Source organism: Saccharopolyspora gloriosae (assembly GCF_022828475.1).
GTDB lineage: Bacteria > Actinomycetota > Actinomycetes > Mycobacteriales > Pseudonocardiaceae > Saccharopolyspora_C > Saccharopolyspora_C gloriosae_A.
The window spans coordinates 5,660,658-5,676,541 of record NZ_CP059557.1 but is presented as its reverse complement, the minus strand read 5'-3'; the positions used below and the strand labels follow the sequence as shown (position 1 = coordinate 5,676,541).

General features: G+C 69.8%; 10 protein-coding genes. 9 read left to right on the top strand and 1 reads right to left on the bottom strand.

Annotation, left to right across the window (positions count from 1 at the left end; translation table 11 throughout):
• Nucleotides 1-139 precede the first annotated feature (139 nt).
• The 8 genes from H2Q94_RS24765 to H2Q94_RS24730 all read left to right on the top strand — a co-directional run bounded on the left by H2Q94_RS24765 (nt 140) and on the right by H2Q94_RS24730 (nt 14,413).
• Nucleotides 140-7,249 (top strand): amino acid adenylation domain-containing protein, encoded by a 7,110-nt coding sequence (locus H2Q94_RS24765; RefSeq protein WP_243789570.1) that lies wholly within the window; start codon nt 140-142, stop codon nt 7,247-7,249.
• Nucleotides 7,246-7,443 (top strand): MbtH family protein, encoded by a 198-nt coding sequence (locus H2Q94_RS24760; protein WP_243789569.1) that lies wholly within the window; start codon nt 7,246-7,248, stop codon nt 7,441-7,443. Before H2Q94_RS24765 ends, H2Q94_RS24760 begins: the two co-directional genes overlap by 4 nt.
• Nucleotides 7,444-7,682: 239 nt before the next feature.
• Entirely contained in the window at nt 7,683-9,098 is a 1,416-nt protein-coding gene (locus tag H2Q94_RS24755) for a DHA2 family efflux MFS transporter permease subunit (protein ID WP_243789568.1), read from the top strand.
• A gap of 134 nt (nt 9,099-9,232) precedes the next feature.
• On the top strand, nt 9,233-10,069 hold the full coding sequence (locus H2Q94_RS24750; RefSeq protein WP_243789567.1) for a siderophore-interacting protein: 837 nt from the start codon (nt 9,233-9,235) through the stop codon (nt 10,067-10,069).
• Between the two features lie 63 nt (nt 10,070-10,132).
• The gene (locus H2Q94_RS24745; protein WP_243789566.1) at nt 10,133-11,476 is read left to right on the top strand and encodes a lysine N(6)-hydroxylase/L-ornithine N(5)-oxygenase family protein; all 1,344 of its coding nucleotides are present in this window, start codon (nt 10,133-10,135) and stop codon (nt 11,474-11,476) included.
• Nucleotides 11,477-11,861: 385 nt separating this feature from the next.
• Nucleotides 11,862-12,968: an LLM class flavin-dependent oxidoreductase gene (locus H2Q94_RS24740; protein WP_243789565.1), complete on the top strand. Its 1,107-nt coding sequence runs from the start codon at nt 11,862-11,864 to the stop codon at nt 12,966-12,968.
• Nucleotides 12,969-13,109: 141 nt separating this feature from the next.
• Nucleotides 13,110-13,481 (top strand): DUF3817 domain-containing protein, encoded by a 372-nt coding sequence (locus H2Q94_RS24735; RefSeq protein ID WP_243789564.1) that lies wholly within the window; start codon nt 13,110-13,112, stop codon nt 13,479-13,481.
• Nucleotides 13,481-14,413: a heme o synthase gene (locus tag H2Q94_RS24730; protein ID WP_243789563.1), complete on the top strand. Its 933-nt coding sequence runs from the start codon at nt 13,481-13,483 to the stop codon at nt 14,411-14,413. Before H2Q94_RS24735 ends, H2Q94_RS24730 begins: the two co-directional genes overlap by 1 nt.
• A gap of 57 nt (nt 14,414-14,470) precedes the next feature.
• Here the strand turns inward: H2Q94_RS24730 and H2Q94_RS24725 are convergent, their stop codons facing one another.
• On the bottom strand, nt 14,471-15,130 hold the full coding sequence (locus tag H2Q94_RS24725) for a maleylpyruvate isomerase N-terminal domain-containing protein (protein WP_243789562.1): 660 nt from the start codon (nt 15,128-15,130) through the stop codon (nt 14,471-14,473).
• A gap of 89 nt (nt 15,131-15,219) precedes the next feature.
• On the opposite strand from H2Q94_RS24725, the gene H2Q94_RS24720 reads away from it, so the two are divergent.
• On the top strand, nt 15,220-15,879 hold the full coding sequence (locus H2Q94_RS24720; RefSeq protein WP_243789561.1) for a Crp/Fnr family transcriptional regulator: 660 nt from the start codon (nt 15,220-15,222) through the stop codon (nt 15,877-15,879).
• Nucleotides 15,880-15,884: the final 5 nt, after the last annotated feature.

Genomic DNA, 15,884 nt, shown 5'->3' with positions numbered 1-15,884 from the left:
GGCGCTCGGGGTGGGGGAGGTTGCCGGTGAGCGGCGGTGGTGGGGCTGAGAGGTAACGCACGCGGTGGGGGTTCTGGTCACCGGGCTGCGGGTGAAATAAGGTTAGCCTTACTTTGTCCGTGTCCCGTGGGGGAGAACGATGCCGGAGCCTCAGGGCGCGTCGCTGCCGCTGTCCGCTGCGCAAGCGGGGATCTGGTTCGCGCAGGCGCTCGACCGCGCGAACCCGATCTACAACACCAGTGAGTACGTCGAGATCCACGGTCCGGTCGATCCGGCGCTGTTCGAATCCGCGCTGAACACGGTGCTCGCTGAGGCCGATACGCTGCGGATTCACGTGGTCGAGGCCGAGGACGGCCCGCGCCAGGTGATCGAGCCGCCGTGGACGTCGAGCCTGCCCGTCGTCGACGTCAGCGGTGCCGCGGATCCGCGGGAGGACGCGCTGCGGTGGATGCGCGGGGACCTCGCGGAGCCGGTGGACCTGACGGTCGGTGGCCCGGAGGGCCGGCTGTTCACAGCGGCCCTGCTGAAGCTGGCCGACGATCGCTGGCTCTGGTACCAGCGGATCCACCACGTGGCCATCGATGGCTACGGTTTCTCCATCGTGCTGCGCAGGGTCGCGGAGGTCTACACGGCGCTGGCGGCGGGCGACGAACCGGGCGAGTCCCCGTTCGCGCCGCTCGAAGCGTTGCTGGACGCAGAACGGGACTACCGGGCGTCGGACAAGTTCGAGCGGGACGCGGAGTTCTGGCGGGAGCGGTTCGCGGACCGCCCCGAAACGGGCACGTTGTCCGGCCGGTCCGGGCGGACGGCGCGCACGTTCTTGCGCCGCGCGGCGGACGTGGACTCCGATGCGGCCGACGCGCTGGCCGAGGCGGCGCAGGACAGCCGCACGATCTGGCCGGACGCGTTGATCGCCGGGTTCGCCGCCTACCTGCACCGGGTGACGGGGCAGCGGGAAGTCGTGCTGGGCCTGCCGGTGATGGGGCGGCTCGGTTCGGCCGCGTCCCGCGTGCCGGGCATGGTGGTGAACGTGCTGCCGCTGCGGCTCGCGGTCGCCCCGGACACGACTCGCGACGAGCTGATCGTGCAGGTCGCGAAGGCCGTGCGGCAGGTGCGCAAGCACCAGCAGTACCGGGGTGAGGACCTGCGCCGGGACCTGCGGTTGCTGGGCACGGACCGGCCGCTGTTCGGGCCGATGATCAACGTGAAGGCCTTCGACTACGACCTGTGCTTCGGCGAGCATTCGGCGACGGTGCACAACTTGGCCGCGGGGCCGGTCGACGACTTGACGGTGTCGGTGTACACGGTCGGCACCGGCATGCGGTTCGAGTTCGACGCGAACCCGGACCTCTACACCGCTGAGGACATCGCCGCGCACCAGGACCGGTTCGTGCGCTTCCTGAGCCGGTTCACCGAGGCGAACGGGACGGTCGGCGAGGTCGACCTGCTCTCCGCCGAGGAACGACGCCTGGTCCTGGACGAGTGGAACGGCGGCCCCGTCGGAGCCGACCACACAGGACTGACGCTGCCGGACCTGTTCGAGGAGCAGGTCCGCCGCACCCCGGAAGCGGTGGCGCTGACCTGGGGCGATGAGCGGATCACCTACACCGAGCTGGACGCGCGGGCGAACCGGCTGGCGCATTGCCTCATCGACCACGGCGTCGGCCCGGAACAGCTGGTGGCGCTGGCGTTGCCGCGTTCGGCGGAGCTGGTGGTCTCGGTGCTGGCGGTGTTGAAGGCGGGGGCCGCGTACCTGCCGCTGGACCCGGGGAATCCGGCGAGCCGCATCGCCTACATCGTCGCGGATTCCGAACCCGCGATGCTGATCAGCGACTCCGAGCACCACGCGAACCTGCCCGCCGACATTCCCCGGCTGCTGCTGGACGAGCCGGCGGGGGCCGCGGAGATCGCCGAGCATTCCCAGCGCGATCCGCGGGGTGGGGAACGCGGACCGCTGACCGCCGATCACGCCGCGTACGTCATCTACACCTCGGGTTCCACCGGCAAGCCGAAGGGCGTGGTGATCCCGCATCACAACGTGGTGCGCCTGTTCACCGCGACCGACCCGTGGTTCTCTTTCGGCACCGAGGACGTGTGGACGTTGTTCCACTCGTACGCCTTCGACTTCTCGGTGTGGGAGCTGTGGGGCGCGTTGCTGCACGGCGGCAGGCTGGTCGTGGTGCCGCACGAGGTGAGCCGGTCGCCGGAGGAGTTCCTGGGCCTGCTGGCGCGGGAGCGGGTCACGGTGCTCAACCAGACCCCGTCGGCGTTCTACCAGCTCATCGAGGCCGACCGGAACGCTCCGGAGCTGGGCCGCGACCTCGCGTTGCGGTACGTGGTGTTCGGTGGCGAGGCGTTGGACCTGTCCCGGCTCGACGACTGGTACGCGCGGCACCCGGCGACCCCGAAGCTGATCAACATGTACGGGATCACCGAGACGACCGTGCACGTGTCGTACGTGGAGCTCGATCCGGAGCTGGTCGCCCGTCGCGACGGGAGCCTGATCGGCCGCGGCATCCCGGACCTGCGGGTGTACCTGCTGGACGAGAACCTGCACCCGGTGCCGCCGGGTGTGATCGGTGAGCTCTACATCGCAGGGGAGGGTTTGGCGCGCGGCTACCTGGGGCGGCGGGCGCTGACGGCGTCCCGGTTCGTCGCCGACCCGTTCGGCGAGAAGGGCGCTCGGATGTACCGCTCCGGGGACTTGGCGCGGTGGCGTGCCGGGGGCCTGCTGGAGTTCGTCGGGCGGGCCGACCACCAGGTCAAGATCCGCGGTTTCCGCATCGAACTCGGTGAGATCGAGGCGCGTCTCGCGGCGCATCCGCAGGTTTCGCAGGCCGCGGTGGTGGCGCGCGAGGACCAGCCCGGTGATCACCGGCTGGTCGGCTACGCCGTGTCCGGGGCCGAGTCCGCGGAGCTGCGGACGCACTTGGCGGCGGAACTGCCGGACTACATGGTGCCGTCGGCGATCGTGCTGCTGGACGCATTTCCGTTGACGCCCAACGGGAAACTGGACGTGAAGGCGCTGCCTGCACCGGATTTCGCACCGCAGGCCGCGGGCCGGGGGCCGCGGGACTCGGTCGAGTCGGCGCTGTGCCGCCTGTTCGGCGAGGTGCTGGGCGTGCCGGAGGTCGGCATCGACGACGGCTTCTTCGACCTCGGCGGGCATTCGCTGCTGGCGACTCGGCTGCTGTCGCGGGTGCGCGCCGAACTCGGGGTGGAGGTCTCCATCCGCGCCTTGTTCGACCATCCGACGGTGGCGGGGCTGGTGCGGCGGATGGGGCCGAGCCTGCGGCCTCGCCCGGAATTGCGCCCGCGGCCCCGGCCGGACGAGGTGCCGCTGTCGTTCGCGCAGCAGCGGCTCTGGTTCCTGCACCGGCTGGAAGGGCCGAGCGCCACCTACAACCTGCCGATCAGCGTGCGCCTGTCCGGTGAGCTGGACGTGGCCGCGTTGCGCGCCGCGCTCGGTGACGTGGTGGGCAGGCACGAGAGCCTGCGCACCGTGTTCCCCGACCGCCAGGGCGAACCGCGCCAGCGCGTGCTGGAGCAGGGCGAACCGGAGCTGACGGTCATCGAGACGACCGAGGCGGAACTCGACGGCGAACTGGCCGCCTCCGCCCGGCACGGTTTCGACCTGGCGCAGGAGCCGCCGCTGCGCACCACGCTGCTGCGGACCGGCGAACGGGAGCACGTGCTGCTGGTGCTGCTGCACCACATCGCCACCGACGAGTGGTCGATGGCGCCGTTGCTGCGCGACCTCGCCGCCGCCTACGCCGCCCGGCGCCGAGGCGCCGAGCCGGACTGGCCTCCGCTGCCGGTGCAGTACGCGGATTACACGTTGTGGCAACGGGAACTGCTCGGTGACGAGCACGACGAGCACAGCCTCGCAGCTCGGGAACTGGCGTTCTGGGAGGACGCGCTGGCCGGGTTACCCGACGAGCTCGCGCTGCCCGCCGACCACCAGCGGCCCGCGGTGCCCAGCCACCGGGGCGGCGCCGTGCGGTTCGGTTTCGACGCGGAACTGCACCGCGATCTCCGCGCGCTGGCCACCGAACATCGGGCGAGCCTGTTCATGGTGGTGCAGGCCGGGCTGGCCGCGCTGCTGACCCGCCTCGGCGCGGGCACCGACATTCCCATCGGCTCCCCGGTCGCGGGGCGCGGGGACGACCGGCTCGACGAGCTCGTCGGGTTCTTCGTGAACAGCCTGGTGCTGCGCACCGACACCTCCGACGAACCCACGTTCGCCGAGCTGCTGGATCGGGTGCGCCAATCCGACCTGGCGGCCTACGACCACGCCGAGCTGCCGTTCGAGCGGCTCGCGGAGGTCCTCAACCCGTCGCGGTCCTTGGCCCGGCATCCGCTGTTCCAGGTGATGCTGGCCTACTGGGGCGAAGCGGAGACGGTCGACGCCGAGTTCCCCGGCCTCGACGCGACCGTGGACACGGTTGACGCGGGAGCCGCCAAGTTCGACTTGGCGTTGAGCCTGCGCGAGGTCCCCGGCGGAGTCGAAGGCGTCGCCCAGTTCAGCGCCGACCTGTTCGAAACCGCGAGCGTCGAGGCGTTGACCGCGCGGTTCGTGCGACTGCTCACCGCCGCCGCGGCGGCCCCGGACACCCCGATCGGTGATCTGGACCTGCTCGATGCGGCGGAGCGGCGGCGGATCTTCAGCTGGGGCGACGCGATGCCGGACCAGGACGTCCGGCCCGCGACCTTCCCCGACCTGCTCGACCAGCGGATCGCGGAGCATCCCGACAAGACCGCGCTGGTGTTCGAGGACACCGAACTCAGCTACGCCGAGCTCGGTGCCAGGGTCAACGCCCTGGCGAACCTGCTGGTGGAACGCGGTGCCGAGCCGGGCCGCATCGTCGGCGTGATGCTGCCGCGCTCGCCGGAGCTGATCATCGGGCTGCTGGCGGTGCTCGCCTCCGGTGCCGCTTACCTGGCGCTGGATCCCGACTACCCGGCCGACCGGCTGGAGCACATGATCGACGACGCCGAGCCGGGTCTGGTGCTGGCGTTGTCCGATCGGAGCCCGGACAACGCGCCGACCGTGCTGCTCGACAGCGCCGAGGTGCGCGCCGCGCTGCGAGCCCAACCGGCCACGACGCCCCCTCGGAAATCCACAGTGGACGACCCGGCGTACGTCATCTACACCTCCGGTTCCACCGGCAGGCCCAAGGGCGTCGTCGTGCCGCACACCGGCGTCGCAGGGCTCGTCGCCACCCAGTCCCAGCGGGTCGGCGTCACAGCCGACAGCAAGGTGTTGCAGTTCGCCTCGCCGAGCTTCGACGTCGCGTTCTGGGAGATGTGCATGGGGCTGCTCTCCGGCGGCACCCTCGTCGTGGTGCCCGCCGACCGGCGAGTGCCGGGGGCGCCGCTGGCCGACTACGCCCGCGACCACCGAGTCACCCACCTGGCGATCGGGCCGTCCGTAATGGGCATGTTCCCGCCCGACGTGGACCTGCCGCCGAACGCGACCTTGTTGTGCGGCGCGGAAAAAGTGCCCGCCGACCTGGTGGAACGCTGGTCGCGGGACCGCCGGATGCTCAACTGCTACGGCCCGACCGAAGCCACCGTGAACTCCACCTTGTGGGAGTGCGAACCGGACACCGGCACGTCGGTGCCGATCGGCGTCCCCGACCCGGGCACCCGGCTCTACGTGCTCGACGCCGCGCTGCGCCCGGTGCCGCCGGGAGTCGTCGGAGAGCTCTACGTCTCGGGAACCGGCCTCGCCCACGGCTACCTGAACCGGCCGTCGCTCACCGCCGAACGCTTCGTGGCCGACCCGTACGGCGCCCCCGGTGCGCGCATGCACCGCACCGGTGACCTGGTGCGGTGGCGCTCCGACGGGGCGCTGGACTTCGCCGGGCGGGCCGACGACCAGGTCAAGATCCGCGGATTCCGCATCGAACCCGGCGAGATCGAGGCCGCGCTCGCCAGGCACCCCGCCGTCGGCCAGGTCGCCACCGTCGTGCGCGAGGACCGGCCCGGCGACAAGCGCCTCATCGGCTACGTCGTCGCCAATGAAGAGGTGGAGCAGGCGGAACTGCGCGCGCACGTCGCCGAATCACTGCCGGACTACATGGTCCCCGCCGCGATCGTGTTCGTGGACGCGCTGCCGCTGATGCCGAACGGGAAGCTGGACCGGGCCGCGCTGCCCGCGCCGGACCTCACCGCCGCCGTCGGCTCCGTCGTGCCCCGCGACCCCACCGAAGAGGTGCTGTGCGGGCTGTTCGCGGAAGTGCTCGAACTGCCGCGCGTCGGGGTGCACGACAGCTTCTTCGACCTCGGCGGGCACTCGCTGCTCGCGGCGCGGCTCATCGCGCGCATCGACGAGGCGCTCGGCGCGAAGCTCAACGTCGGCAGCCTGTTCGCCGCCCCCACCGTCGCCGGGCTCGGCGCCCGCGTGCGCACCGGCGGCAAGGGCGACGCGCTGGGCATCCTGCTGCCGCTGCGCACCGAAGGCGACAAGGAACCGCTGTTCTGCGTGCACCCGGCGGCCGGGCTCGCGTGGCCGTTCTCCGGGCTGATGAAGCACATCGACCCGTCGCGCCCGCTCTACGGCCTCCAGTCGCGCGGCCTCGACGAACCGGCACCGGTGATCGACGACCTCGCCGCCATGGCCGCCGAATACCTCGAGCACGTCCGGGAAGTGCAGCCGCACGGGCCGTACCACTTCCTCGGCTGGTCCTTCGGCGGCGTCATCGCCCACGAGATGAGCACCCAGTTGCAGGACCAGGGCGAACAGGTCCGGTTCCTGTGCATGCTCGACTCGTACCCGAAGGACGTGTGGGACGAGCTGCCCACCGAGGAGGAAGCGCTCAAGGCGCTGCTGTACATGGCCGGGTACGACATGAGCCTGCTCGGTGAGCAACCGCTGCGCCGCGAACAGGTGATGGAGATCCTCTCAGCCGAGGGCAGCGCGCTGGCGAACCTCGAAGAGCACACCGTGAAGGCGATCATCGACAACTTCGCCAACTGCGCGGTGCTGGAGAACGAGGCCGACCACGACCTGTTCCGCGGTGACGTGCTGTTCTTCACCGCCACCGTGAATCCGGCGAAGGCCTCGCTCACCTCCCGGATGTGGGAGCCCTACGTGGACGGCGTCGTGGAGAACCACGACATCGCCTGCGAGCACAAGGACATGACCCGGCCCGCCCCGCTCGCCGAGATCGCGGCCGTCGTCGAAGATCGGCTGCGGGACACCGAAGCATTCGTCCCAGACCCGCGAAGGAGTTCCGGACCATGAGCAATCCGTTCGACGACCCCGACGGTTCGTTCTACGCCCTGGTCAACGACGAGGACCAGTTCTCGCTGTGGCCGGAACGGATCAAGGTGCCCGATGGCTGGACGATCGCGCACGGCCCCGCGGACAGACGGTCCTGCCTGGACCACATCGAGGTGAACTGGACGGACATCCGTCCAGTCCGCAACGGCGCGTAAGAACTCCTTGCCGAGTGGTCGGGTAGCGGAACCTCAGCGGCTTCCTCGCTGCGGGGTCGATCTCTCCTGTAGCTCCCCGCGCAGCGAAATCCGGGTCCGGGCTGCCGTCCTCGAGGACGCCGTTGAGGACCCGCCGGTGGTCGTTTCGCTCGGGGCCGCTGCTCGTCCGCTCCGTTGCTGACAAGACAACGACCGAGACAGTTCTGCAAGAACTCCTAAGTCGGGAACCAACAGTGCGTGTGAACGACCCCAGAGTCGCGGTCTGCATCGTCTACGTCGCCGCGATGTTCATGAACGGCATGGACGCCACCATCGTCAACGTGGCGCTGCCGGCCATCGGCGCCGAGTTCGGGGTGCCGCCGAGCGCGACCAGCGCCATCAACATCGGCTACCTGGTCAGCCTCGCGGTGTGCATCCCCGTCTCGGGCTGGCTGGGCGACAGGTTCGGCACCAAGAAGGTCTTCCTGACCGCGTTCGGCTCGTTCGTCCTGGCCTCGGCGATGTGCGGGGCTGCGCAGGACCTGACGCAGCTCACCCTGGCCAGAGTGGTGCAGGGCGCGGGCGGTGGTGTGCTGAGCCCGGTGGCGCTGACCATGCTGTTCCGCGCCTACCCGCCGCAGGAACGGATCAAGCTCTCCCGGGTGCTGGTGATCCCGACCGCGGTCGCGCCCGCGCTCGGCCCGGTGCTCGGCGGGTTGTTCGTCGAACAGCTCACCTGGCGGTGGGGCTTCTTCGTGAACGTGCCGTTCGGGGTGCTGGCGCTGGTCTACGGCGCGCTGCGGCTGCGCGAACACGTCGAGTCCGTGCACAAGCGGTTCGACCTGCTCGGATTCGCGCTGGCCGCGCCGGGCCTGGGCCTGCTGATGTACGCGCTGGACGCGGTGTCCATGCGCGGGCCGGACTCTCCGCACTTCTACGTGGCCGGGGTGGCGGGCCTGGGCTGCCTCATCGCGCTCGTCGTGTCCCAGCTGCGATCCCGGCAGCCGATGCTGGACGTGCGGTTGTTCGGTGACGCCTCGTTCCGGCGGGCCAGCCTCATCTTGGCGACGTGCGTGGCCGGATTCCTCGGGACGCTCTACGGATTCACGCTGATGTACCAGACCGGCATGGGCGCGTCGCCGTGGGAAACGGGCCTGGTGACGCTGCCGAAGGCCGTCGGGCTGATGGTGGCCTCGCAGGCGGTGACCTGGGCGCATCCGAGATTGGGACCGCGGCTGCTGATCGCGTTGTCGATGCTCGGCGCCGCCGCCTCGTTCGCTGCGATGAACCTCGTGACCGGCCCGCTGTCGGCGGGCGCGGTGCAGTTCGCCTCCGGATTCTTCGTCGGGGCCGCCTCGATCGAATTGCAGGTCGTGGCGTTCGCGACGATCAGCGCCACCGCCACCGGTGGCGCGTCCACCCTGTTCAACGTGCAGCGCCAGGTCGGTTCCGCGCTCGGCGTGGCCGTCACGGCGGGAGTGCTCGCCATCGGCGGAGCGGGAGCTTCCGGCTCGCTCGGCGTGTACCACGTGGCGATGCTCGTCTCCGCCGGATTCGCGTTGCTCGGTGTGTTGGTGGCGCTGAGAATCAAGAATCCTGCCGCACTGCGCGCCGATGCCGGTAAGGGCGCGGACGAGGGCAGTGGAACCGGGGCGGTCCCGGCCGCGCGGAGCTGACGGCACGGCCGCTCGACGGAGTTTCCGGGCGAGATCTGGCCCACCGTGGGGAAGACATCCCGGCGTTCTATGGTTAGGCTAGCCTTAATTCCAGTGATCGTTCTGGAGACAGTGAGGAAGGAACGCCAGGGCCGATGACGACAGCGGACCGACCCCGACGCAGCGAACACCGCCGTCCACCGACCCGCACGCTGGAGGTGCTCCGCACTGCGGAGCTGTCGCCTTCGATGCGGCGCATCACCCTCGGTGGGGACGAACTCGTCGGGTTCCGGGAGCAACACAGCGGGCCGAACGTGAAGGTGTTCGTCCCGCAACCAGGCCAGCATCGCCCGGTGCTTCCCGTCCTCAACGACGAAGGCCGCTACGTGTGGCCCGAAGCGCACGAACGGCCCACCATGCGCACCTACACGGTGCGCCGCTACGACGAACGACGCGGCGAACTCGACATCGACTTCGTCATGCACGGAGATCACGGCGTCGCCGCGTCCTGGGCGCGCGGAGCCGAACCGGGCGACTACCTCGGCGTGCTCGGACCCGGCGGCCGGACCTGCCGGGAAGCCGACTGGTACCTGCTGGTCGGTGACGAGACCGCGATGCCCGGCATCGCCTCGATCATCGAGGAGCTGCCGGTGACCGCTCGCGGCCAGGTCTTCCTGGAAGTCGCGGGCAGCAGCGACCAGCAGCACATCGAATGCCCACCGAACATGCGGATGACCTGGCTGCACCGCGACGGCGTGCCCGCAGGACGCTCCACGCTGCTCTCCGACGCGGTCCGCGACCTCGACATCCCCGCCGACGGACACGATGTGTCGGCCTGGGTCTCCGGTGAATCAGGGATCGTCCGCGGCATCCGCCGCCATCTGCGGGAGGACCGCGGATTCGACGCCCGATCGGTGCTGGCCATCGGCTACTGGAAAGCCGGAATGGCCGAAACCGACTACCACGATCGATACAACCACGACCGCGACTGAGCGGTCTGCGGATTCCACCCTGCCCGAGCGCGACACCGACCGGGTACCGGCGAAGGGACAACCGTGTCTGCGGCTCCGACCCACGTGCAAGGCCATGTCCAGGACATCCTGGGCATCGGCTTCGGCCCCTCCAACTTAGCGCTGGCCGTAGCCGTCGAGGAACACAACCGCCGCTGCGGCGAGTACGAACGGCTCGACGTGAGCTTCGTGGAACGCAAACCGAGATTCGGCTGGCACCGCGGAATGCTCATCGAGGGCACCACCATGCAGGTCTCGTTCCTCAAAGACCTAGTGACGATGCGCGAGCCCGCCAGCGACTTCTCCTTCCTGTCGTACTTGCAGGACAAGGGCCGGCTGGTCGACTTCATCAACCACAAGACGATGTTCCCCACCCGCGTCGAGTACCACGACTACCTGGAATGGGCCGCGAGCCGGCTCGAACACCTCGCGCAGTACGACGCCGAAGTCATCGACGTGCGGCCCGTGCAGGACGGGGACGTGTTCGAGGTGCTCGTGCGGCACGGCTCCGGCCAGGTCACCGCGCACCTGACGCGCAACATCGTCGTCGCCGTGGGGCTCGAAGCGAGCCTGCCGCCCGGCGCGGAACTCGGCGACCACGTGTGGCACAACCTCGAACTGATGCACCGCATCGGTGAGCTCGACGGCACCGATCCGCGCCGGTTCACCATCGTCGGAGCCGGGCAGAGCGCCGCCGAGGTCACCGACTACCTGCACCGCTCGTTCCCCGACGCGGAAGTGTGCTCGGTCTTCAGCCGCTACGGACACACCCCCGCGGACGACAGCCCGTTCGCGAACCGCATCTTCGACCCGGACGCGGTCGATCACTTCTACAGCTCGCCCTCCGGGGTGAAGCAGATGCTCATGGACTACCACCGCAACACGAACTACTCGGTGGTCGACCTCGAACTCATCGAACAGCTCTACGCCCGCGCCTACCAGGAGAAGGTGCAGGGCAAGGAGCGGCTGCGGATGCTCAACGCCTCCCGCGTCGTCGACGTCGAAACGACCGCCGACGGCGTCGCGGTCACCGTCGAGTTCCTGCCCACCGGCGAACGCATGGTGCTCGACTCCGACGTGCTCGTCTACGCCACCGGATGCAGCCCCGGCGACCCCGGCCGGTTCCTCGGCCGCACCTGGGACGAATGCCTGCGCGACGCCGACGGGCAGGTCGAGGTGGACCGCGACTACCGGGTGCGCACCACCGGCGACGTCAACGGCGGCGTGTACTTCCAAGGCGGCACCGAGCACACCCACGGCATCATGTCCTCGTTGCTGTCCAACGGGGCGGTCCGCGCGGGCGACATCCGCGACTCGGTCCTCCGGTACCGCAACACCCCGCGAGCCGCCGCGCACCCCGACTACGCCCTCACCGCCGACCGCGCCTGAGCCGCCGACCGCGCCTGGCTCACCCCGCACCCCGGCATTCGAAGTGAACGGACCGTTCGTCCAGCGAGTTCGGACGAACGGTCCGTCCACTCGACCTCGAACCTGATCGACGGCGCCACCTCAAACCGCGCGCCCCGGGTGGGAGTGAGTGAACGGACCGTTCGTCCAGCCGGCTTGGACGAACGGTCCGTTCACTTCATCCGAGGCCGCCCGGCCGGCGGTGCTGCGGGGTGCTGCTGTGGGGCTGGTAGTGAGTGAACGGACCGTTCGTCCAGTGGGATTGGGCGAACGGTCCGTTCACTCACTTCGCGGCCGTCGGCCTGTGATCACTGGCACAGGTGCGGGGTGGGAACAAAGCGTGGTGATCGGATGGTTGGGAACGGCGATGGACACTGTCGCCAACCCGGACCGCACCGCCCTCGGGGCACCCGGTCACGCGGACCAGACCGACCCGATTCGCGGCACGGCACGGGGGCGGTCGGCCGTTCCGCTGTCGATCCTCGACCTCGCCCCCGTCGGCGTGGAGACCACGCCGGGTGAGGCGCTGGCCACCACGACGGAGCTCGCGCAGGCGGCCGAACGCTGGGGCTTCCACCGGATGTGGGTCGCCGAGCACCACGGCATGCCGGGGATCGCGAGCTCCTCGCCACCGGTGGTGATCGCGCACCTCGCAGCGGCTACGAGCACGCTGCGCCTCGGTTCCGGCGGAGTGATGCTGCCCAACCACGCGCCGCTGGTCGTCGCGGAGCAGTTCGGCACCTTGCAGGCGTTGCATCCGGGCCGAATCGACCTCGGCATCGGCCGCGCCCCGGGCACTGATCAAGGGACGGCCCGCGCGCTGCGCCGCACCAGCGGCCCGCTGTCGGTCGACGATTTCCCGCAGCAGCTCGGTGAGCTGCTGCGCTTCCTCGGCGACGGCTTCACCGCCGACCATCCTTACGCCGAGGTGAACTCGATTCCGCACGGTCAGGCACCGCCGGTGTGGCTGCTGGGTTCCAGCGGGTTCAGCGCACAGGTCGCGGGCGCGCTGGGCTTGCCGTTCGCGTTCGCCCACCACTTCTCGGCGCGCAACACGCTGCCCGCACTGGACCTCTACCGGCAGTCTTTCCAGCCGTCGGAGGTGCTCGACGAGCCCTATTCGATGATCGGCGCGCAGGCGATCGCCGCCGACACGGAGGAGGAGGCGCTGGATCTGGCCCGTCCGATGGCGCTGAGCATGTTGCGGCTGCGCAGCGGCAACCCCGGCCGCATGCCCAGCCCGCAGGAGGCCCGCGAGTACCGGTACTCGGAGATGGAGCAGAGCGTCGTGGACAGCTGGCTGGCCGACGCGATCTACGGCACTCCGGAATCGGTGCACGCCGAGCTGGAGGCGCTGCGGCAGAGCGCCGAGGTCGACGAGCTGATGCTCACCGCGAACATGTACGACCGGACGTCGAAGCTGCGTTCCTACGAGTTGATCGCGGGCGCATACGGGTTGCCGGGCGCTGGCTGAGTCCGGGGCGCCGGAGCGGCCCCGACGTCGTGCGTGCGTGGTCGGCACCACTGTCTCGCCAGGTCACGCGCAACGCTGCGGAAGCGGTGGCGTACGGTCGTTTCCGGTGTTCGTGGCAGCGGCGGGATTGAGGGATTTGTGGTGAAGCCTGGCGTTCTGGCCTTCTACCGGGTCATGGCGTACGTGACAGCGGTGCTGCTCATCTTGCTGTGCCTGACCATGGTGTTGAAGTACTTGTGGCCCGAGGGCTCGTCCATGCAGCTGCTGGGCGACCAGTGGACGACCACGATCGGCATCGGCCACGGCTACCTCTACATCGTGTACCTGTTCGTCGCGCTGGTCACCACCGTGCAGCTGCGCATCCCCTACGGCCGGATGCTGCTGGTCCTGCTGGCGGGCACCATCCCGTTCGGCGCCTTCTTCGCGGAGCGCAAGGTCGTGCTGTGGCACCGGCTGCGCACCAGCGGCGAGCCGCTGCCGTTCGAGGCCGCGGCGTCGGAGGCGACGAGCTGATGACGGCGGTTCCCGAACAGGCTGAGACTGCCCCCACCACCACTTCGAAGCGGCGCGGTGTGCTCGCCGCGTACTTGGCGCTGACGAAACCGCGGGTCATCGAGCTGCTGCTGGTGACGACGATCCCGGCGATGTTCCTGGCCGAACGCGGTATCCCGTCGCCGTGGCTGGTGCTGGTGACGCTGGTCGGCGGCGCCATGTCCGCGGGTAGCGCGAACGCGCTGAACTGCGTGGCGGACTCGGACATCGACGCGGTGATGCACCGCACCCGCAGCCGTCCGCTGGTGAGCTACGAGGTGCCGCGCAAGCACGCGCTGATCTTCGGCATCGTGTTGGGCGCGGTGTCGTTCGCGGTGCTCGCGATCGGTGCGAACCTGCTGTCGGCGGTGCTGTCGCTGGCGGCGATCCTGTTCTACGTCTTCGTGTACACGCTGCTGCTCAAGCGGCGGACCTCGCAGAACATCGTGTGGGGCGGTGCCGCGGGCTGCATGCCGGTGGTGATCGGCTGGGCCGCGGTGGCGGGCAAGGTCGAGTGGCCGGCGATCGTGATGTTCGCGGTGGTGTTCCTGTGGACGCCGCCGCATTTCTGGTCGTTGGCGATGAAGTACCGCGATGACTACGCGCGCGCGGGGGTGCCGATGTTGCCGGTGGTGGCCACGCCGCGGCAGGTGTCGGCGCGGATCTTGGTCTACAGCTGGGCCACGGTGGCCTCGACGTTGCTGCTGGTGCCCGCGACGAGCTGGGTGTACGTGGCGATCGCGGTGCTCTCCGGTGCCGCGTTCCTGATCGTGGCGCAGCGGCTGCACGCTTCGGTGCGGCAGGGGCGCGCGACGAACCCGATGACGTTGTTCCACTTGTCGAACTCGTACCTGGCGGTCCTGTTCGTGGCCATCGCGGTGGACGCCGCCGTGGGCCTCCCGACGCTCACCTGAGCCGGAGGTCCGTCGGACCGCCTACCCGCGCGGGCTGAGCACAGCATCGCCGCTTTCTCAGCGCAGGACGGGGAAGATCCCGGTGTCGCTGCGCCCGGTGGCCGCTTCGATGAGGTGCACCGGGTCAGCGATGGCGGCGAGCAGCGCAGCGGTCACCCGCATGGGTTCACCCGCCGGCGGACCGGGTTTGGGCAGTTCCAGCGCGGTGGCCAAGTCGAGGTAGTGCACCACCGCCTCCATCAACTGGATGCGCAGCGCCTCGCCGGCCGCCACGGTGCCGAGTTCGGAGTAGGGGACCAGCGTGCCGAGGTCTCGGCCGCGCAGTCGCTCGATCGTCCTCGGCGCCACTTCGGTGAACTGCGCGACGAGTTCGTCGGTGGAACGGGAGTCGGCGATGCCCGCATCGCGGATCCGGTCGGCTTCGGTGCGCGCGACCCCGCCGGGGCGTTGCATGAACGCCAGCAGTTCCGCCGCGTCCGCGAAAGTCGGCGCAGCCCCGGACTCCGGGGCGCCCTCGCCGTTCAGCGCGGCTCCGAGCACGCCTGGAATGTCCGCGTAGTGCGCGAAGACGTGCCGCACCGTCCAGTCTTCCAGCCGTGTCGGCCGATCCCATTGTTCAGCGCCGAGATGCGTGCCGAGTTGCGCCCAGGCCTGCCAAGCTTGGTCGAGCGCGTCCACGATCATGATGTACTCCCCCGGTTTGCGGTCGCTGAGCATCAGGAGAACACGACCGAGAGCGTTGCGAGGGAGGTTCGCGGACGACGAACGGTGCCGCGTAATCGTTGACTTGCGGGATGGGGGCGTTCATGAGCGAGCGGTGGAGTGCGGATGCGGTGGCCGCGTTCCGGTCGGTATCGAGGCGGCGGCGGTGGCGAGCGAGCGCCGTCGTGTTCTCGGTGGGGGACGAGTCGGACCACGTGCTGCTCATTCGCAGCGGCCGGGTCAAGGTGTGGTCGATGTCGGTGCGGGGAACCGAGGCGATGCTGGCGATTCGCGGACCAGGTTCGATGATCGGCGATTTCGCCGCGATCGACGGAGAACCGCGCGGCGCCACGGTGACCGCGCTGGAACAGGTGGAGGCGGACGTCGTGTCCGGCGGAGACTTCCGCCGGTTCCTGCACGAGCATCCGGAGGCGATGTTCGAACTGCTCACCAGGGTCGTCGCCCGGATGCGGGAGTCGGATCGGCACCGCGTGGAGTTCGCCTCGTCCGGGGTTTCGGAGCGGCTCGCCCGGTTGCTGCTGGAACTGGTGCGGGAGCACGGGATTCCCGACGGTGCCGGTCGGCACACGATCGCGATCCCGTTGAGCCAGGCGGAACTCGCGAGTGCGACGAGCGCGTCCCGCGAGGCGGTGGCTCGCGCGTTACGCGAGTTGCGGGAGTCCGGCGCGGTCAGCACGCAGCGCCGCCGGATCGTCGTGCTGCGAGGTGACCTGCTCGCCGAGGCGGCGAAACGGAATGAGTGAGCTCG